17 protein-coding genes and 1 pseudogene are annotated in these 21,770 nt (G+C 60.3%); 5 read left to right on the top strand and 13 right to left on the bottom strand.

What is annotated here, in order from left to right; translation table 11 throughout:
• Positions 1–34 precede the first annotated feature (34 nt).
• Genes tssJ through tssB form a run of 7 tightly spaced genes read right to left on the bottom strand, consistent with a single transcriptional unit; the run spans position 35 to position 6,554 of the window.
• On the bottom strand, positions 35–829 hold the full coding sequence (gene tssJ / locus CAY82_RS08615) for a type VI secretion system lipoprotein TssJ (protein WP_087500849.1): 795 nt from the start codon (positions 827–829) through the stop codon (positions 35–37).
• On the bottom strand, positions 826–1,389 hold the full coding sequence (locus CAY82_RS08610; RefSeq protein WP_087500848.1) for an FHA domain-containing protein: 564 nt from the start codon (positions 1,387–1,389) through the stop codon (positions 826–828). The genes tssJ and CAY82_RS08610 overlap by 4 nt, the downstream gene beginning before the upstream one ends.
• The gene (gene tssG / locus CAY82_RS08605) at positions 1,386–2,402 is read right to left on the bottom strand and encodes a type VI secretion system baseplate subunit TssG (RefSeq protein WP_087500847.1); all 1,017 of its coding nucleotides are present in this window, start codon (positions 2,400–2,402) and stop codon (positions 1,386–1,388) included. The genes CAY82_RS08610 and tssG overlap by 4 nt, the downstream gene beginning before the upstream one ends.
• A complete protein-coding gene (tssF, locus tag CAY82_RS08600; RefSeq protein WP_087500846.1) occupies positions 2,366–4,132 on the bottom strand; it encodes a type VI secretion system baseplate subunit TssF in 1,767 nt (588 codons plus the stop codon). Before tssF ends, tssG begins: the two co-directional genes overlap by 37 nt.
• A 3-nt stretch (positions 4,133–4,135) precedes the next feature.
• Positions 4,136–4,546 (bottom strand): type VI secretion system baseplate subunit TssE, encoded by a 411-nt coding sequence (gene tssE, locus CAY82_RS08595; protein WP_087500845.1) that lies wholly within the window; start codon positions 4,544–4,546, stop codon positions 4,136–4,138.
• Entirely contained in the window at positions 4,543–6,033 is a 1,491-nt protein-coding gene (tssC, locus tag CAY82_RS08590) for a type VI secretion system contractile sheath large subunit (RefSeq protein ID WP_087500844.1), read from the bottom strand. The genes tssE and tssC overlap by 4 nt, the downstream gene beginning before the upstream one ends.
• Before the next feature lie 17 nt (positions 6,034–6,050).
• Positions 6,051–6,554 (bottom strand): type VI secretion system contractile sheath small subunit, encoded by a 504-nt coding sequence (tssB, locus tag CAY82_RS08585; RefSeq protein WP_087500843.1) that lies wholly within the window; start codon positions 6,552–6,554, stop codon positions 6,051–6,053.
• Positions 6,555–6,864: 310 nt separating this feature from the next.
• Between tssB and vasI the strand changes: the two genes are divergently transcribed.
• Genes vasI through tssM form a run of 3 tightly spaced genes read left to right on the top strand, consistent with a single transcriptional unit; the run spans position 6,865 to position 12,580 of the window.
• On the top strand, positions 6,865–7,512 hold the full coding sequence (gene vasI / locus CAY82_RS08580) for a type VI secretion system-associated protein VasI (protein ID WP_087500842.1): 648 nt from the start codon (positions 6,865–6,867) through the stop codon (positions 7,510–7,512).
• Positions 7,500–8,957 (top strand): type VI secretion system protein TssA, encoded by a 1,458-nt coding sequence (gene tssA, locus CAY82_RS08575; protein ID WP_087500841.1) that lies wholly within the window; start codon positions 7,500–7,502, stop codon positions 8,955–8,957. Before vasI ends, tssA begins: the two co-directional genes overlap by 13 nt.
• Positions 8,954–12,580, top strand: a complete 3,627-nt coding sequence (gene tssM, locus CAY82_RS08570; RefSeq protein WP_087500840.1) for a type VI secretion system membrane subunit TssM — start codon at positions 8,954–8,956, stop codon at positions 12,578–12,580. The genes tssA and tssM overlap by 4 nt, the downstream gene beginning before the upstream one ends.
• 15 nt (positions 12,581–12,595) lie before the next feature.
• On the opposite strand, the gene CAY82_RS08565 is transcribed toward tssM, so the two are convergent.
• Genes CAY82_RS08565 through CAY82_RS08550 form a run of 4 tightly spaced genes read right to left on the bottom strand, consistent with a single transcriptional unit; the run spans position 12,596 to position 17,155 of the window.
• A complete protein-coding gene (locus CAY82_RS08565; protein WP_087500839.1) occupies positions 12,596–14,269 on the bottom strand; it encodes an FAD-dependent oxidoreductase in 1,674 nt (557 codons plus the stop codon).
• Between the two features lie 33 nt (positions 14,270–14,302).
• Complete coding sequence (locus CAY82_RS08560; protein WP_087500838.1) at positions 14,303–14,623, bottom strand: NIPSNAP family protein; 321 nt, start codon at positions 14,621–14,623, stop codon at positions 14,303–14,305.
• Positions 14,608–16,341, bottom strand: coding sequence for an FAD-dependent oxidoreductase (locus CAY82_RS08555; protein ID WP_087500837.1), 1,734 nt, complete (start codon positions 16,339–16,341; stop codon positions 14,608–14,610). The genes CAY82_RS08560 and CAY82_RS08555 overlap by 16 nt, the downstream gene beginning before the upstream one ends.
• Before the next feature lie 4 nt (positions 16,342–16,345).
• Positions 16,346–17,155 carry a shikimate dehydrogenase gene (locus tag CAY82_RS08550; protein ID WP_087500836.1) on the bottom strand — a complete coding sequence of 270 codons (810 nt, stop codon included), beginning with the start codon at positions 17,153–17,155 and terminating at the stop codon, positions 16,346–16,348.
• A 155-nt stretch (positions 17,156–17,310) separates the two neighbouring features.
• Here CAY82_RS08550 and CAY82_RS08545 point away from each other — a divergent pair, with 155 nt between their 5' ends.
• On the top strand, positions 17,311–18,081 hold the full coding sequence (locus CAY82_RS08545; protein ID WP_087500835.1) for an IclR family transcriptional regulator: 771 nt from the start codon (positions 17,311–17,313) through the stop codon (positions 18,079–18,081).
• A gap of 263 nt (positions 18,082–18,344) precedes the next feature.
• Positions 18,345–18,458, top strand: a pseudogene (locus CAY82_RS25915) (IclR family transcriptional regulator); the annotation flags it as partial.
• 41 nt (positions 18,459–18,499) lie between these two features.
• Here CAY82_RS25915 and CAY82_RS08535 read toward each other — a convergent pair.
• The gene (locus CAY82_RS08535; protein ID WP_087500833.1) at positions 18,500–19,600 is read right to left on the bottom strand and encodes an HNH endonuclease; all 1,101 of its coding nucleotides are present in this window, start codon (positions 19,598–19,600) and stop codon (positions 18,500–18,502) included.
• A 188-nt stretch (positions 19,601–19,788) separates the two neighbouring features.
• Positions 19,789–21,642 carry an ABC transporter ATP-binding protein gene (locus CAY82_RS08530; RefSeq protein ID WP_087500832.1) on the bottom strand — a complete coding sequence of 618 codons (1,854 nt, stop codon included), beginning with the start codon at positions 21,640–21,642 and terminating at the stop codon, positions 19,789–19,791.
• Positions 21,643–21,770 lie beyond the last annotated feature (128 nt).

The raw sequence follows: 21,770 nt of genomic DNA, 5'->3' as shown, positions 1-21,770 counted from the left end.
TGAGTAAGCGAGAAGGGCAGGACTGATAGCGCCATCAGTCTTCTTCCTTGAGCAGGATCTGCGTGTCGTTGACCAACACCGACAGAATGATCTGGTGTCCGCGTGGAGGAATGCGCAGCACTTGGCGCCAGGTTGCGTTTTCCTGGCTTCGGTAGTCACCGATTACTGCTACGAAGCGGGTCTCGGGCTCGATGGGCGCAAAGGGGATGAACTTGAACTGGCCTGGGCGCAGCAAGTAATCGTCATCACGAATGTAGGTGTTGCGCAGTACCTTGGCCGGGTCCTTGTCCAGCAGTTGATACACGCTGTTGCGTAGCAGAGAGTCGTCGCTTAGCTGCAGGATCTTGATGGCAATGGGCGTAGCGACCGGCTCTGTGGCCAGGGTTGTAGCGCGCGGCAAGGTAAGCACCACTGTCGGGTCGTCGTAGCTGCCGGGTGTGCTTTCCTCCAGTGGCGAATAAGCCAGCTCAGTGCCTTCATCCTCGTCCATGACGGCAGGCGAAACAGCGGGGAATTGCTCTTGGAGATATTCGAACAACGTTCCGACTTTTTCGGTCAGTGCGTAGGGGTCTCCTGCACTCAGGCTCACGGCGTAGGGGCTGGGCTCCAGGACGCTCTCATGTTCAGTTGCGATATCGAGGCTGTTCGGGTTGCCGTTGAGGGTAGGGCTGGCATTGATGCTGAACGCGACCTTGGTTGGGTGATCCTTGGGCGGTCCAATGGGCAGCGAGGGGTCCATGATTACTTGGCTCACTCTGCTCAGGGAAGTGCAGCCTGAAAGCCCGATTAACACGGCCAACAGGGTGACTGCGAGCGGATGTCGCGTCATGAGTGTCCTCCTGCAATCAGGCGCTGCAGTGGGGTTTCGTGCGATAACCCCATAACGGTCACTGCATCCAATGCCGCCAAGGGATCATTCCCCACGCCCAGCTCGAAGACCGAGTAGATCTCAGTGGTATCCCGGGCGGCTGGAGGCATTGGTTGCCAAGTCCCGGTCGGCATATCGGCTATCAACTGGTCGAGTACCCTTTGGCCAGGGTTGAGCAGGTCCTCAAGTGAGCGCGCATCGGTTTGTGAGTACTGAACCAACAGCCGATAGGCGCCGACACGAAGCTGATCACCCTCAAGAAGCCGTCTCGCAGTTATCTCTCCCAGGCTGACGATGCTGTCGTTCAGATAGGTGCGATTGCAGTGATCGATCACACAGAAGCTGCCCTCGATCCAGCGGATTTCGCAGTGAATTGGTGCGACGGTCTGGTCACGATCATTGATCAGCCAGGTGGCTGCCTTGCTGCCGATGGTGCCGCCCGTGCAATCGAACCGATGCCGCGCGGTGACGGTGTGCTGCAATTGGTCGAGATTGGTGATGTTCAAGGTCAACGTACTCATGAGCGCCCCCGGAACTGGACGACGGGGCTGATCTGGCCGTGGCGGTCATCTATGAAACTAGTCCAGCCCAGATGGGCTCCTCGGCTGCGGTGCAGGCAGAAAGGCGAAAGAGCGTTCTGCTTAAGGCGCAGTTCCAGGTCGTAGGCCAGACCATCACGCAGCAGAAAGTCGATTAGTGCGCGCAAGCGGCCGAAATTGATGCCGGTGGGTAGCAAGTCGCGCAATTGCGCCTGGTCCAGTTCGCTGATCACGATAGTGAACTTGCTGCTGCGGGTGCGCGTGCGGCTGCCGACCATGAACGTGCTGCCCAGCTCGCCGTTGCTGCGCCCGAGGCTTACAAGCTGTTTGGTCGTAGTGGGTACCGAGCGGGTTTCAAACTCGCGGATCTGTACATGCTTGAGGTCGAAACAGTGGGCAATGATGCCGGCCACGGTTCCCGGTGCACGACTGCGACTGGCGATGACGCCGGCAAAACTCAGCAGCCGGCTCCACGGCAGTGCGGTGTCCCCTCGCAGCTGCTTGTCGTTCAAACCAAGCAGAGCAAAGATGTACTGTGAGAACCCATCGGTGGCTCCCGGCTGAAAGCGGATGTAGTAGCGATATTTACGCCAGATGCGATGCAGCAGGCTGAGCAGGTAGTGGTTGAAGAAATCGAAGAAAGCCGGCCGCACACCAATACCCTGTGCATGCTCGTATGCCACCTGCTCCAGGTAATAAGTGGGCAAAGGCGAGTCAGTACCGTGCAAACCCATGAAAGTGGCGCACACGCGATAGCGCTGTTCCTCGCCGGGCATCCGTTCGGCTTTGTATACGTCCGAAACGGGGAAGGTCAGGCGCGGGTCGCTGGCAAGGCGCACACGTAACCGGGTGGCCTCGCTCGACCAGCGTGGTTCAAGGTCATCACCATGCAGCCCGTGCAAGCGCTCCAGCAACTGAAAGAAGTTGTACTGGTGCGCCTCGGCGAGCAGCTTGTCGGCTAGATCAGCGGTTGTTTGCCGGTCTGGATTGGCCATGTGTAGTGCTCGTTATTGGTGGTGTTGATCACTTCCAGTTGATGGAAGGAATTGATGCTGGCGTACAGCGCGAAGAAGTGCGCGAGCACGCAACTGAACAGATACAAGTCGCCTTCGCAGAGGAAGGCGGCCTGGTCCAGCTTCAGCCGGGTGTGCAGACCACGAATGGGTTGCCCCTGGATGAGCCAATCTAAGGGTGTTGTGTGAACATCACGGATGCCATCGAGGCGCTTGCGGGTGGTGCGTGTTTGCTGGATGTCGTGCAACGCGGCGAAGTCATAGGCGCGAATGACCGCTTTCAGTGGGTCGACCGAGAGCAGCGACAGGTAGTTGAGCGACATGTTGGAGATCAAGGCCCACTGCAACTGGCCATCCAGCACCGGCCTGTACGGGCGGGTGGGGGCGCAGATGTTGGTGTAGGTAGCCAGGGGCGGCGTGATTTCGGTGAGCACGTTGATGTCATCGATGCCCAACGCCAGTGGCAGGTCGCGATTGGTGCAGGTCAGGTCGATGGATGCTGTTTCCAGCTCGCCAATGTAGGCGTTGGCATCGGCACGCACGAAAGCGATGCGATGTGTGACGCCATCGCCGCGCAGGGATTCTTCGAGCTGGTAGCGGTAGTACAACGCCGTGCGCCCTTGTACATGTTCGATTTCATGGGCGAACGACTCGAAGGGGCGGAAGGTTCTCAGGTGCTCGCCGGTGCTGCCGTCAGTCGTGGTGCGGGTACTGATCACTTCATCGATGCTGAAAATCTCGTAAGCGTAGCGCTCTGCACCTTTAGGCTTCAGCTCGACCTGTGCGACATCGCTGGATAGGTCGATGGGCTCGGCGCTGTGCTTGAACAGGTTGACTGCAGGTGTGCAAAACAGCCTGAAGTCTGCCTTGCCGACACGCAGCAAGTCGGGAAGCTGGCGGGTGAAGTGCAGCTTGATACGTACCTTGGCGCTTTGGTCTGCGGGCCACAGGCTTTCCAGTCCAGTCACAGCGAAGAAGTGAAAGCGTTGTGGGAAGATGAAGTACTCCTGCAGGATCCGGTAGCCATCGAAGACGTTCTGCGGATAGGGCAGCAGGGCTTCGTCAGGGTTGAAACCCGGAAAGGCGATGCTGCTGGCCGGCAATCGGCGAACCTCGCCATTGATGGTCACGCTGACATACTCGAGGTATTGAGAGATCCATAAATAGAGCGTGCGGGCGGTGCGGTGATTACCGCTGAGGTGGAAGTCGAGGCTGGCACAGCCCAAGGTATTCAATGGCCGCTCGACCAGGGTTTGAAGATCGATGTGAACCACGGAGCTGTCGAGGGCCTGGGTTTCGCCTACTGCGTCGATTTCGAACGGATGAATGTTTACTGCTGTGCAGGTGCGAAATTCACAGGCGACACCGTCCACGGGTTTTGAGAACAACCTTGAACCCTTGGCGATCTGTTGTGACTGGCTGAGCGATTGCTTGCGTGGTGTGAACTGGATGATCGTTACACTGGGCAGCGGCCGAAGGTAGTTGGGCCACAGCAACTGCAGCATAGGGTGCGTCAGCTCTGGCAGGTCGTCTTCCAGCTTCAGTCGTAGCTTGGCCGTCAGGAACGCAAAGGCTTCCATCAGGCGTTCGACATCGGGGTCGCTACCGCCGTTGCCAAGCAGCCGAGCCAGCTGTGGGTTGTCCTTGGCGAAGTCGTTTCCCAATTCATGCAGGTAGCGCAGTTCTTCGTTGAATCGGTCTTTCAGTGACATGGGTCACCTCACTCGGGTATGGCGGTTGTGTCCGTTGACCAGCAGCTCCAGTTGCAGCTGCTCCGTGTGGTCATTGACCTGCACCTGGCAGTCCAGCCTGAAATGCAACTCCAGCGGGGAGTAACAATCGGGCACTGCTTTGAGCGCATGCACTTGTATGCGTGGTTCAAAGCGCTGGATGGTGCGGCGAATATCAACGCTCACTTGCTCAAGCAGATCGCCGCTGCTGGTGTCGTGCCCGTTGACGTCGCGCAGGCCCAGCTCAGGGCTGCTCTGTGAGCAACCTTGGCGGGCGTTGAGCAGTGTTTCGAGATGGCGCTTGATGGCCGCGAACTTGTGGGAAGCGTTCTCCTGCCGAGATGGCGCCCGATTGGCAGACTGGTCCGCCATCAATCGATCGAAAAAACCTCTCATTGCGTGTCGAGCCGCCCGACCAGGGAGATTTCGAAGTTCGCACCCATGTATTTGAAGTGCGGGCGCACGGCGAGCGAGACCTGGTACCAGCCTGGATCACCGGCAACGTCTGAAACTTCAACGCTGGCAGCTCGTAGCGGCCGACGGCAGCGTACATCGGCAGAAGGGTTCTCCTGATCGGCGACATACTGCTTGATCCATTTGTTGAGCTCGCATTCAAGATCGCGCCGTTCTTTCCAGCTGCCGATCTGCTCGCGCTGCAGCACCTTGATGTAATGGGCCAGCCGGTTGACGATGAACAGGTAGGGCAACTGAGTGCCGAGCTTGTAGTTGGTCTGGGCCTGTACGCCTTCGGGTGTCTTGGGGAAGTTCTTCGGTTTCTGTACTGAATTGGCCGAGAAGAAAGCGGCGTTGTCACTGTCCTTACGCATGGTCAGGGCGATGAAACCCTCTTCGGCCAGTTCGAACTCTTTTCGGTCGGAAATCAGCACCTCGGTAGGGATTTTGGCCTGCAGTTGCCCCAGGGACTCATACAGATGCACCGGCAGATCTTCGACGGCACCGCCCGACTGCGGGCCGATTATGTTCGGGCACCAGCGGTAGCGGGCAAAGCTGTCGTTTATGCAACTGGCCAGCAGGAAGGCGGAGTTGCCCCATAAATAGTTGTCATGCCGGCCGGCGATGTCTTCGTCGTAGTTGAAGCTCTCGATTGATTTCTCCTCGTGGTGGTAGGCGGAGCGAAGCATGAAGCGCGGTCCGGTCAGTGCGGTGTAACGGGCATCTTCACTTTCTCGGAAAGCGCGCCATTTGGCATGCCGTGGGCCGGCGAAGATGTCCTTGATCTCCTTGAGGTTGGGCAATTCCTCAAAGCTGCTGAGGTTGAAGAACTCCGGAGAAGGGGCCGCCAGGAACGGCGCATGCGACATGGCACCAACGGAGGCCAAGTAGCGAAGTAGCTTGATGTCCGGGGAGGAGGGGCCGAAGTTGTAGTTGCCGACCATGGCTGCAACCGGTTCGCCGCCAAATTGGCCATATCCTTGGGTGTAGACGTGTTTGTAGATGCCACTGCAGGTAATATCGGCCGCGTTCTCGAAATCATCGAGCAGGTCTTCCTTGCAAACATGCAAGACGTCGAGCTTTATGTTCTCGCGGAAGTCCGTGCGGTCCACCAGAAGTTTCAGACTGCGCCACGAGGATTCAAGCTGTTGGAACTCAGGCTGATGAAGAATGGTATCCATCTGTCTGCTGAGCACCCGATCCAGCTCTGCAATCATCTGGTCGACGCGATGCTTGTTGATCAGTTGATCTGGGTCATTGCTCTTGAGGATTTCGGCGATGAACGCAGATACTCCCTGGCGAGCAACCTGATAGCCCTCTTGAGCAGGTGCCAATTTGGTTTCTGCCATGATCTGGTCGAGCAAGGCAGTGTTGCTCAATGCCTCGCTAGTTGATTCGACGGCGATGTTGGTGTTGCTTGGCTTCGGCATTGGGACGCTCCGTTGTCTCAGTCTTCTTTTGGCGCCTTGAGCACCAGGTCGAGTTCTTTCGCGAGTTGTTTACGGGCTTGCTCGTTGTTCAACAGATGTTGCAGCTGCTTGCGAAAAGTTGGCACGTTGCCCAGCGGGCCTTTCAGGGCGACTAACGCCTCGCGCAACTGAAGCAGTTTGTTCAGCTCTGGTACCTGGCGAGCGATGCAGTCGGGCCCGAAGTCGTTGATCGACTTGAACTGCAGATGGACTGCCAGTTCTGCATCCGGGGCTGCACTGAGCATGGACGGCACGGAGATATCCAGGCGCACCTCGGCATCGCTCAGCACATTGTTGAAGGTGTGCTTGTCAATGTGCATGACCGCACGATCTTCCAGGGCGCGGTTGTCATCCAGGCCGAAGTCGCCCATGACAAGCATCTTGTGAGGTAGCTCTACTTCGGCCTGTTCGCCACTGGTGGCCGGTACGTATTTAATGTTGATGCGCTCTTTAGGCGCAACGGAGCCGGAGGATTTACTCATGGCCTGATATCCTTGCTTGTCTTTTTCATATGTAGGAAGCGTCCTACATGTTTGCGTTTATTGGTAAACGCGTGGCGGTGTCTAAGTTTGCTGATGCATAAAAACCATGCGCTTGAAGTGCGCTGTGAGTCGAGTGCAAAGATGTAAGGAAATATTTGTTTGTGTTACCTGTTTGCGATGTACTAGGCTCCAGGCGTTTCGTTCGGTTTGATGTTTTGAATCTTGCTTGTTTCGGTTGGATTATCTTGTAGGAAAGTGCGATTTGTCATGTAGGACGTATTTGTTATTTTGAAAGGAGAGTGGACTTACGATGATTGCTCGCTATTCCTGTAGCACTGTTCTCTCGTTGATATTTTGCCTGCCGCCGGCGTTAGCGAGCCCAGTGCGGGACTGCCCTGGGATCGTGTCTAACGTGGAGCGTCTGGCTTGCTTTGATGAAGCAGCGAAGACGCCTGCATATGTAATAAAGCGACAGTGGTCAGCACCCGAGCAGGGAGCAGCGAGTGTGTTGCGGGTGATGGCAAACGAAGCCGCGCGAGAGCCAGATGACCTGACTTTCATCGCAAGTACGGATGAGGGGGACTTGCGGATGCATGGGTTAGTGATATCAGCACCGGCAATTGCCTCGGCCGAGCCACGCCCGTACCTGGCTATCAGCTGTGTGGAGGGTATTTCCAGGCTGCAGTTCATTAGCGCGCGGCCCCTGGACGCGAGATGGGTGAGGGTACAGTTGCAGGGGATGCGTGGAGCCACGGTTGCAAGGCCCTGGCAAGTGATGGAAAACGGCCAGGTACTGGATGCGGGGCGAGGGCTGCCAGCCATCGAGCAGATCAAGAAGCTGATCGGAGCTCAACGCATACGGCTGCTCAGCGACAAACCCGAGGTTGATGGCCTCATGTTCGATGCCCAGGGGCTCGACCCATTGATCAGCAAGGCGCGTAGCACATGTCGCTGGTAACTGGGTGGGGGGAAGAGCAACTCACCCGGTTGCTTATGCCGATCGATCCGGCAGTACCGGCTGGCCTGTTCGACATGGAGGACGAAACCTACCAGGCCATTGACCAGGAGATGGTCAAGCTGGGTGGGCTACAGGAGGCGTCAATCGACTGGAGCTACATCGAAGAGGCGTCCTGTCAGTATCTGGGCAAACAGTGCAAGCACTTGCGGATCGTCGCACACCTGGGTGTCGTGTGGCTGCGCAGCGGTTGTTGGGAGCGCTGGGGAGTCACCCTGGCGTTGCTAGCCGGGATGGTGGAGTGCTATTGGGAAGCCGCTCATCCAAAACCGGGGCCCAAAGGCTTCCTGGGCAAGCGCAAGCTGGTTGGCCTTGTGCTTGATCGCTTGATCGAAACACTGCCGCGCCTGGACCGTTTCACGTACACCCCTGCTCTTGCGCTGACCGCGCAGGACGCGTTGACGCGTTTGACCCGGCAACGAGACGCCGCACAGCTGGATGCAGCTGTTCTGAGCAGGCTGGAGCGGCTGTTACTTGAACAAACGGACCTTGCCAACGGTGTTGGCGAGGTTGCTGCGCCCATTGCAAGCACCCAGCCAGCGTCAATTGCTGATGTCATTGCAAGGCCAGTGCCCCGGGCTTCGATTGGCAACGAGCGCGAAACGCGGCGTGCCGTGTTGAGTATGGCCGAGCTCATCAATCAGCAGGATCCCTACGACCCGGTTGGCTACCAGCTACGTCGCTTCGGCTTATGGGCCCATATCCAGAGCGCGCCTGCAGTCAGACAGCGGCCCTGCACGGGACTGATAGCGGTACCGCCGGAAGTTGTCGCTGGCTACGAAAATGCTGCAGCTGGCACTTCGATTGATGTTGCGTTACTGCATCGGATCGAGAAAAGCATCACTGCAGCCCCTTATTGGATTCGCGGCAGCTTCCTGGCTGCGACTATAGCGTCCCGGCTGGCGATGACCGAGGTTAGCGAAGCCATTCGCAGCACGACAGCGCGGTTTGTACAACGCCTTCCTTCGTTACAGCAACTGTGCTTCAGCGATGGCACGGTGTTCGTCGATGGCCAATGCCTGGCTTGGCTCAAAGGCAGAGAAAGAGTGGCTGACCGAGGCGCTGCCTTTCAAGAGTTCCGCAGTCTGCGGGAGGAGCTCATCTCTCAGCTGGAGGGTATTGGTGTAGAGCAGCTTCTCTTGAGGCTGCAAGGGATGCAAGCAGATCTCCATTCCCCTCGTGAACGCTCCCACACCACGCTGATCGCCGCCGACTTGCTGACGACGCGAGGTGTTTCCTGGTTGGCCCGGGAATTATGCGCCGGAGTAGCCCGGACGATGCAGCAAACCACTGCTGCTGCCTGGGAACCCGAGGTTTTCCAAGGGCTCCAGCACTATGCGACGTCTTCAGCAATGGCAGATCAGAACAAGGATCCGGAGCCCTCATGAACCCACTATGGAAACAACTCAAACGCTGGGGCTTGCCCCTGGTTACCCGCATTGGCCTGGCGATGCCGATGCTGCTCGGGCTTGGCGCCGTGCTGATGCTGATCGCCATCTGGTGGCTCGGGCCGCAATGGATGTGGCGTGAGCAACAACCGCTAGCCGATGTGGCTCATCGCATCGTGGCGAGCCTGGTGCTCGTGGTGGTACCGCTACTTTGCGGGCTTATTGTATTGAGCACGCGCTTTCGCCATCTGCAAGCGGAACGCAAGGAGGCAGTGGCCGTCGAACTGGATCGCGCGTTACCGTTTGTCCACGCCCAAGAGAAGGCATTGAACCAGGGGCTTGCGCGATATCTCGACAGTGCCGGCGGGCGCAGAGCCTTGTACCGGTTGCCGTGGTATCTGGTGTTGGGTGATGAACATTCCGGCAAGAGTAGCTTCGTTGAGCGTACCGACCAGAATTTCTCCCTGACCCGCATCGACCGGGCCCAGGTGCGCGGCCACCAAGTTGAAGAGCTTGCCTACCCGGTAGGCTGGTGGGTCAGCAATGACGCGGTGATTATCGACCCACCTGGTGTTTTCATCCGCCAGGAAGCATCGGCAGGTTCGTTATTCGAGAACTCAAATGCCCCTGAATCTTCCCTGCCGTCCGGAACTCCGGCCAAGTTGTGGAACCACCTGCTGGAATGGCTGCTGCGCAATCGAAGTCAGAGAGCCCTCAATGGATTGGTGCTGGTCATCGACCTGCCGGCGCTGTTACATGGCACATCCGAGCAACGTATTGCTTTGGCTCACGTCCTGCGCACGCGTCTGTACGAGGTGAGTAGCCAGCTTGGTTCGCGCTTGCCATTGTATGTGGTGTTATCCAAGTTCGATCTGCTGGATGGCTTTGACCAGCTCTACAGCAAGCTCTCAGCTTCCAGGCGGGAGAAACTGCTGGGGTTCACGTTCAAACTGGATGCGGTCGATTCGTTCGACGCCTGGTTGGACGAATACGATGAATGCTACGGTCGCTTGGTCAGGGAGCTATTCGAGCAGGTATTTGACCAACTTGACGGGCTGGGCAGTGCACCGCCCCGGGCTCGGTTGTTCTCCTTGCATGCGCAACTGGTTGGCCTGCGCCCGATATTGCTGGGATTCCTGCGTGAAACGTTGGCGAGCGATCGGTTCACCACACCGGCACTGGTACGTGGCGTCTATTTGTCGTCCGTCGTGCAGCAAGGCGATATGCTCAATGCATTCGTTCGTGAGGCGGCACAACCCTACGAGACAAAGCTTCCCCTGCGTGAAGGCAAGGGGCAAGGCAAGGCATTGGTCTACTTCATTCAGCAGGCCTTCCGTAGAGTCATCTACCAGGAGGCCGGCCTCGCCGGCGACAATGTCAGGGTGGCACGTAACAAGCGCCAGTTGTTATGGATGGGTTCCGGTGTAGGTATCCTTGCGTTCTGTGTCGCCATCGCCACCTGGCAGCGCTATTTCGATATCAACGGCACCAAGGCAGCCAGCGTGCTTGCCAAGAGCCGGGAGTACAGCCATCACCAAGTGGACCAGCGCCTGGACCCGACCGGGCGCAACCTGCTGGAGCCACTGGACCAGATCCGTGATGCAGTAGCGGTATTTGGCGATTATCGAATGGCCTGGCCGGGTGTTGCTGAATTTGGCCTGTACCAGGGGCGCACTATTGGCCCCTCGATTGATGAGGCCTACCTGAGTTTGCTCTCCAAGCGCTTCTTGCCGGCCTTGGCCAGTGGTGTGATCGACGCCATGAACGCCGCTTCCCCAGGCAGTGAGCAGCAGATGGCCACGCTCAGGGTGTACCGGATGCTCGAGGATCGGCAGAACCGCCGGCCAGAATGGGTTGAGGACTGGATGGCCCGCCAGTGGCAACAGGCTTTCCCGGGCCAGGGGCAACTGCAGCGCAACCTCATGCAGCATCTGAAATACGCCTTGGCCTATGCCGATACCGAGCTGCCACAGTTCCGTCAGCGTGTCGCCGAAGTGCAGCAGACCTTACGCAAGGTGCCGCTGCCGGAGCGGGTCTATGCAAGCCTCAAACAACAGGCCCAGGAGCAGCTGCATACAGGCTTGGACCTGCGTCATCAGGTGGGGCCAGCTTTCGATGTGGTCTACCAGCCGGCTTCTGGCTCCAGGCTGGGCGATGATGGTGTCTTGCTTGCGCCTATGCTCACCGCCAGAGGCTTCAAGGAATACTTTGAACCGCGTAGCCAGCGGTTCGCCGAGATGGCGATGATCGACCAGTGGGCGTTGGGTGAGCGAGGACAGCTCGATTACTCGGACACCGACCGTGAGGTGCTGACAGAACGCCTGCGTGACCTTTATAGCATCGATTACATTGATAGCTGGCGGCGTGCCTTGAATGCCTTTTCGATAGCTGATTTCCGCGATCTGAACCATGGCGTCGCGATCCTGGAGCAGTTGACCGGGCCCGCTGCTCCGCTGCATCGGCTGCTGAATACGGTGAGGGACAACACTGCGCTTTCATTGCCTGCGGGGCTTGATGGTGCGGGCGAGGCAGAAGCGCTTCGACCAGGGAGTAGCAAACCCGAGATGCAACAAGCTCTGGCAATCCAGCGGGCATTTTCGGGACTTGGTGTCATGTTGCAGTCAGCAGGTGACAAACCAAGCTACTACGATGAGACCCTCGCTGCCATTGCGGCCGTACATGACTATGCCAGGGCAGTTCAGGACAGCCCGGACCGGGGCAAGGCCGCTCTACAAGCTGTTCACCAGCGTTTCTCGATGACAGGGCACGACCCGATCAGCACCTTGCAGCGAGTGGCAACGGGCTTGCCGGAGCCCGTCAACCAGCAAGTCCGAAAGGTGGCAGATCAGACTGCGCAAGTGTTGAATGTTGAAGCATTGCGCGAGCTGGAGCGACGCTGGGATGCTGAGGTTTACAGTTTCTTCCAGCAGCGCCTGGCAGGGCGCTATCCTTTCGTGGTGAGGGCCCCCGACGCTTCCCTGGATGACTTCGAGGCGTTCTTCGGGCCAAAGGGGCGTCTGCAACAGTTCAATGATCAGTATTTGAAGATCTTCCTGAAGGAAAACCTTGAAGCCCTGCGGTCCGGTCAGCAGGGGCAGTCGCTGATTCGCGACGATGTGATCGAGCAGCTGGAGCTGGCTGACCGTATCCGCGAAAGCTTCTTCGATCAGCGCGGTAATCTGAGCGTGCAGCTCAGCATCGAGCCGTTGGGATTGAGTAAGAATCAGCGCACCAGCTTGCTGGATCTGGATGGCCAGTTGATTTCCTACACTCATGGTCCGAGCCAGATCACAGGTATTGTCTGGCCCAATACTCAAGGGCAGCAAGTGCGCAGCAGTCTTACCTTGCTCAGGCAGAACGGCAATAGCAGCAGCCTGGAGTACCGCGGTCCATGGTCGATGTTCCGCCTGCTCAGCCGTGGCTCGCTCAATGGCAGGACAGCAACCAGTGTGGATTTGAGCTTCAGAACGGGTGACGGGGTGATGCGCTACCGGTTGAATGCCGAGAAAGCCTATAACCCGATTACCCAGGAGACTTTCAAGGGCTTCCGATTGCCACGCGGTTTGTTGCAACAGCCACCCAAGGTGGCGCAGGGGAGGCAGTCGGGTGAGCAGCGCTTATGAAGATTCATATGGAGCCTATAAGCTGCTCAACGCTTTACCGACCAGGTAACCGAATGTCATCCCCGGCCCCAAGGTAATACCGCCGCTTGGGTAATACCCGCCCATCACGCTGTGCATGTCGTTGCCCACCGCATACAGCCCCGGAATCGGCTGCATCGCATGGTCCAGCACGCGGGCGGCACTGTCTGTTGCCAGGCCGGCAAAGGTACCCAGGCTGCCCGGCAACAGTTTCACTGCGTGATACGGCCCGTTCAACAATGGTCGCAGCGATGGATTGGGTACCTGCAACGGCTCGCCCTGGGTCCGGTTGTAGGCCGATACGCCACGCTGGAAAACCGGGTCCTCCCCCTGGGCTGCATGGCGGTTGAAGCCGTCCACCGTGCGCTGCAACTGCTCGGCATCGATCCCGCAGCGCTGCGCCAGTTGCGCCAGCGTGCGACCGCTGTGCAGGTAACCGCAGCGTTGATAGTGGCGGGTGGGGAAAGGGAAGGGCTTGGCCCAGCCAATACCATAGCGACGTTGCGCGGCGTGGTCGCAGATCAGCCAGGCTTCCGGCGCTTCCCCCTGCGGCGTGGCGGCGAACAGCGCGTTCATGAAGTCGTGGTAGCAATCGGCCTCGTTGACGAAGCGCCGGCCATCGCGGCGCACGGCGATGAAGCCGGGCTTGGCGCGGTCGATCAAGTGCGGGAAATGGCCGAAACTGCCGTCGCTGCGCGGCACCTGTGACACAGGTGCCCAAGCGCCTGCATGGGCCGCAGTCGTGGGGACCCTGCCACCGGCCTGTTCGCCCAGGCGCAGGCCGTCGCCGCTGTTTTCCCATGGTGCGGCGGAGTAATGCAGGTCACCGTCCGGCGCATGGGGCATCAGTTGCGCGATGCGCTGGCAATCATGCGCAAAGCCACCGCAGGCCAGCACCACACCGCGGCGGGCGTGGATCACCTGGCCGTCGGCAAACTGCGCGCCGCTGACCCGGCCTTCGCCCAGCAGGCGGCTGGCCGGCTTGTCGGTCAGCAGCGTCACGCCAAGGTCCAGGGCGCTGCGCAACAGGCGTGCCACCAGCGCGTTGCCATTGACCAGTTGCAGGCCACGCCGGTGCAGCAGCAGGTCGCGGGCATGGTGCAGCAGGCGCTTGCCCACATGCAGCGCCGCCTTGGGCGAGCGCGTGGCGTTGAAGAACGCAGTCATGTCGGCGCCGCCGGCAATGCCCATGCCGGCCAGGCTGACGATGTCCAGCGGTGGGCGCAGCTTGTGCAGCCAGGGCCCGAGCAGGCGCCCGTCGTATGGCAGTGCGCACAGCGAACGGCCACCGCGTGCGCTGCCGTCGCCTTCGCGCATGTCGGGCATGCGGCTGCCGGACTGGAACTGGACGGCAGTGTGCTGCTGAAAGAACGCTACCATCTCCGGGCCGTGACGCAGGAAGGCGAGCTGGCGCGGGTCCAGGTCGCTGACGTGGGTTTGCGCGCGCAGGTAGCGCTCCGGGGCATCGTCGCGCTCGACGATGCCTTCGGCGATGGCCAACGGGTTGCGCGGAATCCACAGCCAGCCCCCCGACCAGGCGCTGGTGCCGCCCAGCTGGTTGGCTTTTTCCGCGACGATCACCTGCAGGCCGTGATGTGCGGCAGTAACGGCGGTCGCCAGGCCAGAGGCACCGGAGCCGATGACGAGTACGTCACATTCGAGGGGTTGCATGGTGGGGTTCCGCTCAGGCGTTGGAGGAAGGTTTTACTGCAGCGGCGAAAAACCGGTGGGCCGCAGCAGGCGCGACTGCAAGCGCAGCACCGCGCCCAGCTCGCGATTGCGTCGTGAGAACTCTACCCAACGCGGGTCCGCCGCCATGGCTGCGCGCCGTGCCACGCGTTCGTCGAGGCTGGCATAGCCCCAGATATGCACCACCTGGTTGACCTCGCCGAACTCGCTGGTGAAAAAGCCGACCAGGTTACCCAGGTGCTCGCTTTGCACTTCCAGCGCGTGGCTTTGGTACAGGCTCAGCCAGTCGGCCATTTTCAGTGGGTCGAGGGTGTAGGTTCTCAGTTCGTAGTACATGCTGGGGTCTCCCTGTGGGTGGTCGGCGCCTGCAGGCGCGCGACGATGTGGTTGGCAGCAAGCCAGCCGAAGGTGAGGGCAGGGCCCAGGGTGATACCGGGGCCGGGGTAGGTGCCTTTCATCAGTGAGTTCATGTCGTTGCCGACTGCATACAGCCCGGTAATGGGGTGACCATTGCGGTTCAGCACATTGGCATCGGCATTGGTTACCAGCCCGCAAGCCGAGCCGAGGTCGCCAGTGTGGAGGCGGATGGCGTAGAACGGTCCGCGGGTCAGCGGCGCCAGGCACGGGTTCGGTGTGTGTTGCGGGTCGCCCATGTAGCGGTTGTAGCTGTTGCCGCCTTTGCCGAACGCGCGGTCGATGCCGTTACGGGCGTCGGTGTTGAACTGCTCCAGGGTCTGCATGAACACTTGTGGGTCGACGCCGATGGCCTGGGCCAGGGCCTGCGCTGTTGTGGCGCGGTGCAGGTAGCCAGCGTCGATCAATGCCTGGTTGTCCACCGGCTTTGGCCGTGCCAGGCCCAGGCCGTAGCGGTTCATCGCCTCGGCATCGCAGACCAGCCAGCAGCTGGCAATGCCGTTGGCGAACATGGTTTGCACGAAGTGGTGGTAGGAGTCGGACTCATTGACGAAGCGTCGCCCGTCCGGGTTTACCGCGATCACGCCCGGTTTGGCGCGGTCGGTGACCAGGTGCGGAAAGCGCTCATGCTCGCCACTGGCATGGCGCAGTTCGGAAACCGGCGCCCAGAAGAAGTTGGCCACCAGGCCCTCACCCTGGGCTGCGGCCACGGCTTGGCCAAGGCGCAGGGCAGCACCGTCATTGGTGGGCGGTGACATGGTCAGGTGCGGCGCTTGCCGGACCGGCCGGTAGCTGTCGGCGAGCGCGCCTGCAGCGAACCCGCCCATGGCGCACACCACTCCGCCACGGGCCAGCACCCGTTCACGGCGCCCTTCGCGTTGCACTACCACGCCGGCGACCACGCCGCGTTCGACGATCAGCTCCACGGCTTCGCTGCGCAACCACAGCTGCGTGCCATGGGCGAAGGCGCTGCTGGCCAGGCGGGCGATCAAGGCGTTGCCAGTGGTAAGCCGCGTGCCGCGCGGGTGGTGCAAGCGGTCCCGCGCGTAACGCGCCATCAGCTTGAGGCAATGCCACAGCGACCTGGGCGAGCGGCGAATACTGAGAAAATGCTGGATATCCACGCGGTTGACCATCATGCCGCCGAACAACAGCATGCCAGGCGGCGGCATCTGTAGGTCATTGAAGTGCGGGCCGAGCTGCTTGCCGTCGTACTCGACCATCTCCAGCGCCCGGCCAAACTGGGTGGCACCAGGTGCGTCCGGGTAGTAGTCCGGCGAGTACGGGCGCAGGGCGTAGCGCAGTTCGGTGTTCTGCTCCAGCCAGCGCAGCGCCTGGTGGCCATGCTCGATGAAGGCGTCGATCAAGGCGGGGTCGTAGCCATCGCCGATGACCTGCTTGAGGTAGGTGCGGATGGCCTCGGGGGAGTCCTTGACACCAGCGGCGCGGGCTTGATCGGTACCATAGAGCCACACCGCCCCGCCGGAAATCGCCGAGGTGCCGCCAAAGTGCTCGGCCTTTTCCACCACCAGCACTTTCAGCCCACGGCGGGCGGCCGTGGCGGCAGTGGCAAAGCCAGCGGCGCCACTGCCCAGCACGACCAGGTCAAAGTTGTGTTGCGCGAGTTCAAGCGTCGGCATGGCTTCAGATCTCCAGCGGCGTGACGCCCATGAAGGCGCCCAGATGGCCGAGTTGGGCGAAGGCCATTTCCGGGCCGGTCTGTACCGCGCAGCCAACCTGGCGTGCCCGGTTCAGCAGCGGGGTGATCTCGGGCGAGGTGACCACGTCGGCGACCAGCGTTTCGGGTTGCAAGGTGGCGAGCAGGGCGGCAGGCAGCGGCAACTCCGCGCTGCTACCCATGCCGACCGGGGAGGCGTTGACCAGCAGATCGAAGCCTTCCAAGCCGTCGACCCGGGTGACGATTTCGACCGCGGGGAAGGCATTGCCGAGCAGTTCGCATACAGCGCCGATGCGCGCCGTGCTGGGGTCGCTGAGGGTGACGCTGGCGATGCCGGCCTCGCCCAGTGCATAGGCGATGGCACTGCCGACCCCACCACAACCGACCACCAACGCGCGCTTGCCCGTCGGATCGAAGCCATGTTTGCGCGCTGCACCGAGGAAGCCGGCGCCGTCCACGTTGTCGCCCAGCAGGCGACCGTCACGCTCACGGCGAATGACATTGACCGAGCCGAGGGCGGCTGCGCGTTCGCTCAGGCCGTCCAGGCGGTTGGCCAGGGCCTGCTTGTACGGCACGGTGACCACGCAACCGCGCAGGTTCTGCCAGCCGCGCAGTGTGTCGGTAAAGGTATCCAGCGCGGCTTCCTGCAGGTCGATGGGCAGCATGGCGAGGTTGCAGTTGTTGTTGGCGAACCAGGTATTGAAGTTTTCGGGGGACTTCACCTGGGCAATGGGCGAACCGACGATGGCGACCAGTTCAGTAGAACCACGAATCATGCTGACCTCCTTATTGGCGTTGTTATGGAGGGCAAGGGTGAGGCAAGGGAGTGTTGGCAACAATGCGCTGATCGGGTCTTTAGTGCGCTAATCGCGCTATCGATCCGGTTATCGCGTTAACCGGCTGTTTTCACCCCTTCTTGCGAGTCGAATTGATGAGCAACCCCGCTATCCACCCCCGTGACCTGATCGCTGGCTTGCAGAAGGGCCTTGCGCTGATGCAGCAGTTCAGCGCCGATCAGCCGCGCCTGAGCGTGCCCCAGGCAGCCAGGTTGTCCGGCCTTAGCCCCAGTGCCGCGCGGCGGTTTCTTTTGACCTTGGTGCACGAAGGCTTTGCCGAAACTGACAGCCGCGAGTACTGGCTGACGCCCAAGGCCTTGCGCCTCGGTCAGGCGTATGTGGACTCGGCGCAGCTGCCGCGCATGCTACGGCCGATTGTCGAGCAAGTGGCGCGGCAGACCCAGGAGCATGTATCGGTGGGTACCCGAGATGGTGATGAGATTATCCACCTGGTGCGCAGCCGCTACAGTCATGTGGCCTCGTTGTCGATCAGGCCGGGTTCGCGGGTGCCGATGTATTGCACCGCTGGCGGGCGCGTCTGGCTGGCCTGGCTGGATGAGGGGGAGCGAGATGAGTACTTTGCGCGTAACCCGCTGCGGGGGCTGACGCCTTATACACAGACGGACCGGGTGCAGCTGGAGGCGGAGTTGCTGCGCGTGAAGGGGCAGGGGTTCTGTATCGTGGATCAGGAGTATGAAATCGGCATGCGTGTATTGGGTGTGCCACTGCTGGATCGGGCCGGCCGGCTGAAAGCGACGTTGACCATCACCACCCATGCTTCGCGGTTGAGTGTGGATGAAATACGCTTGCGGTATTTGCCGACCCTGTATGAGGCGCAGGCGCTGTTGCGGCCGGTGCTGGATTGAGGCGGTACGGTTCGGGAGTTCCTGTGGGAGATCGCCCAGTCCTTTGGGCTGCGCTGTCGCGTAGAGCACTGAATTCGCAAGCGGCCCGCGTACCCTGTGGGAGCGGCTTTAGCCGCGAAGAATCCAACACAGTGCCTGGCACCGGCTGCGCCGGTGTTCGCGGGCACGCCCGCTCCCACAAGGTCCCTGCCAACTCAATGAGTTATGTGTTGTTCTATGAGAAACGGGCGTGTCGAACCGCCGCGAAGCGTCCAAAACGGTGTATGGGACCGGCTCCGACCGTGGTGGCACTGCTCAAGCGCGAGGCTGCGGCGATTGGCGAGCGGATCAACCCGTTCAACCCGGTGCTGCGCCGGTATTCGCATGTGTTTGGTTGAGGACTAGGATCTATGGCGGAGCCCCCAGGTTATTCGCATCATCATGCGCTGCGGAAGACGAATCTTCGATGGTGGTCAAGGTAGGGGGTAGCCTCTGGATGCACCAAGCGCAAAGGCTTGGGTAGGCCCAGGACACTGAGGTGTGCGGCGCTGAGCTGTGGGCTGATGAGCATCTGACCGCTATCCTCGAAGCTGATCAGGCCTTTGTCGAACAGCGCATCCAGATTTGCTGACAGAAGAAGGCCATTGTGGCTGTCAAGCCGTTCAACGGCGTTAGAGTCTGCCCAAGGTTTGATATGCGATGCCCTGAGTACGCTCAAGCAGTCGAGCCCAGAAACTGCGCAGGCACCGTTCCACTTTTGCAGCAGGTCCAGGCGGAAGCGGCCCTGGCCACGGCGTGCATTGATGGTTGCAAGGGCAGTAGTGGCGTGCGCATGCACCTCAGGTGTTTCACCTGATGGTAACGATTCCTCCGGTGCACATTGAATGGCATCGTGTATGCGTGTCCACTGTTCGGTCCGCTGTGATTGCGGAATACTCTGCATCAACTTACCTACAGTCGCCAAGTCGAGTTGGGTGTAGCTTCCGAACATGTTGAGCAGTCGTTCTTTGCCGGTTATCTGCTGAGCGTTGAGTGTTACCGGGTTGTCGAGCCACCAGAAAAGCTCTTCCGGGCACAGCCAGTTCGGTATCCAGTGAAGGTCTGTATCCCAGTGCTCAAGGAAGGCCTCACGGTCTTGCTCGTAGCGGGTCTGAACGTTTGGAATCTGCCAGGCATCTTTCCACAGTTGCCGAAGTGACAACTTACGCACGATGCGCTCGCGCTCTTTGCGGAATGCATCCCCCATCAGGCCCATCGCACTGCCCGCAATACCCACAAGCTGTTGGATGCCGTCATGAGATGCGGTCATGAAAATGAAGGTCTGGCCGACGTTTTCTTGAACCGGGGCAGTCCCTACGCCTTCGGTATGAAATACACGATAGCGCCGTCCACCTTCTTCCAGCAGCATGCGGGAGGCGTTGTTCCATTCTTCATGCCCATAGCCTGTCGCTTTGGGGTAACCGCTGGTGGCATGATGTCCCGCAGGTTGCTGATAGTGTCGAGGGTTCCAGAAAACGGGCTTTTGTAGGAAGAGTGCCATTGATAGTCCCTTGTGAATGACAGAGGCTGAATCAAGGCATTGTGCCATCTTCTGGTGTCGGCTGGTTGAGCACGACATTGAGCTCAGTCCATCGTCGCGATGGAAAACTGATGGATGTCGACGAAGCAGGCAACGCGGTGCACGGCACCGGCTTTGCCGGTGTTCGCCGGGCCCGCTTCCATACAGGCCTACTCCGTCGCCTCGGCCACGCCCTGGTCTTCACCCAGGAACCCGCCGCTCTGGTGCTGCCACAACCGCGCATAAGTACCATTCCTTGCCAGCAGTTCCGCATGGGTGCCTTGCTCGATGATGTGCCCTTCATCCATCACGATCAGCCGGTCCATGGCAGCAATCGTCGACAACCGATGGGCGATGGCGATGACGGTCTTGCCCTGCATCATTTCATCCAGGCTCTCCTGAATGGCCACTTCCACTTCCGAGTCCAGCGCACTGGTGGCTTCGTCCAGCAGCAGGATCGGCGCGTTCTTCAGCATCACCCGGGCAATGGCGATGCGCTGGCGCTGGCCACCAGACAGCTTGATGCCACGCTCTCCCACCAGCGTGTCGTAACCGCTGTTGCCCTGGCGGTCGCTGAGCTGGCTGATGAAACCATCGGCCTGGGCATTGGCCGCAGCGGCACGGATCTGCGCCTCGGTCGCATCGGGGCGGCCATAGGCGATGTTATCGCGAATCGAACGGTGCAGCAGCGAGGTGTCCTGGGTGACCATGCCGATGGCGGCGCGCAGGCTGTCCTGGGTGACCTCGGCCACGTTCTGCCCGTCGATGCGGATTTCCCCGCTGTCCACGTCGTAGAAGCGCAGCAGCAGGTTGATCAAAGTGGACTTGCCAGCGCCGGAGCGGCCCACCAACCCGACTTTCTCACCCGGGCGGATGTGCAGGCTCAGGTTGTCGAGCACCTGGCGCTCGCCGTTGTAGTTGAAGCTGACCTTGTCGAAACTCACCGCGCCCCCCGTGGTTACCAACTCGGCAGCATCCGGCGCATCCTTTACCTTGGGGCCGCGGGTGAGGGTGGCCATGCCGTCCTGCACGGTACCGATGTTCTCGAACAGGGAGGTTATCTCCCACATGATCCAGTGCGACATGCCGTTGATACGCAAGGCCATGGCGGTAATCGCCGCCACCGCTCCGGCGCCGACCTGGCCTTGGTGCAACAGCCATAGCGCATAGCCGCCGGCAGCAATGATCAAGCCCACCACCAGCGCCTGGTTGACGATTTCGAACTGACTGACCAGACGCATCTGGCGAAAGCCGGTCTGTTTGAAGTCCTCCATGGCTGCGCGCGCGAAGTGCGCTTCGCGATTGGCGTGCGAGAACAGTTTCACCGTGGTGATGTTGGTGTAGGCGTCGGAAACCCGTCCCGTCATCGACGATCGGGCATTGGCCTGCTCCTGGCCGACCTTGCCCAGGCGTGGTACGAAATACAGCATGGCCAAGCCGAACAGTACGACCCAGGCAATGAATGGCAGCATCAGTTGCAGGGCAAAGCCCCCGGCCAGGGCAATGATCGCGATGAAGTACACGCCGATCCCGGGCAGGATTTCGATGATGGTAAACAGCACATCGCGCACTGCCAGCGCCGTCTGCATTACCTTGGTGGTGACCCGGCCGGAAAACTCGTCAGAGAAGAACGACAAGCTCTGGCGCAGCATCAGCCGGTGAAAGTCCCAACGCAGTCGCAGCGGCAAGTTGATCGCCAGTACCTGGTGCTGAACCATGGTACGCAGCGCCACCAGCCCGATGCTTACCAGCAGGACGATGCCGATGCCCCACAGCACACGGGTTTCTTCGGGGCCAACGGTGCCGCCGGCCTGCCAGGCCGAGAGCAGGTCGACCACCTGGCCGAGGAAGGCAAACAGCCAGGCTTCATAGATCGATACCCCGGCACTGAGCAATGCCAACGCCAGGATGTAGCCTCGGGCGCCGCGGGTACAGGCCCACATGAAGCGCAACAGGCCCACCGGCGGCGGCGGCACCTCGTCGGGTGGGAAAGGATCGAGCCAGCGCTCAAAGATACGAAGCATGCTTGTCTCCGAAGCATCAGTTCTTGCTTGACCGGTAGCCATAACGCACAGCGAGGTATTCGTCTGCCGACAAGCCGGGCGGGGGCTGCAAAGCAGCCTCAGTCAAGCCGGCAAACCTTAACTGACTG

The organism is Pseudomonas sp. SID14000 (assembly GCF_002165135.1).
Lineage (GTDB): Bacteria > Pseudomonadota > Gammaproteobacteria > Pseudomonadales > Pseudomonadaceae > Aquipseudomonas.
This window is presented reverse-complemented; position numbering and strand designations above follow the sequence as displayed.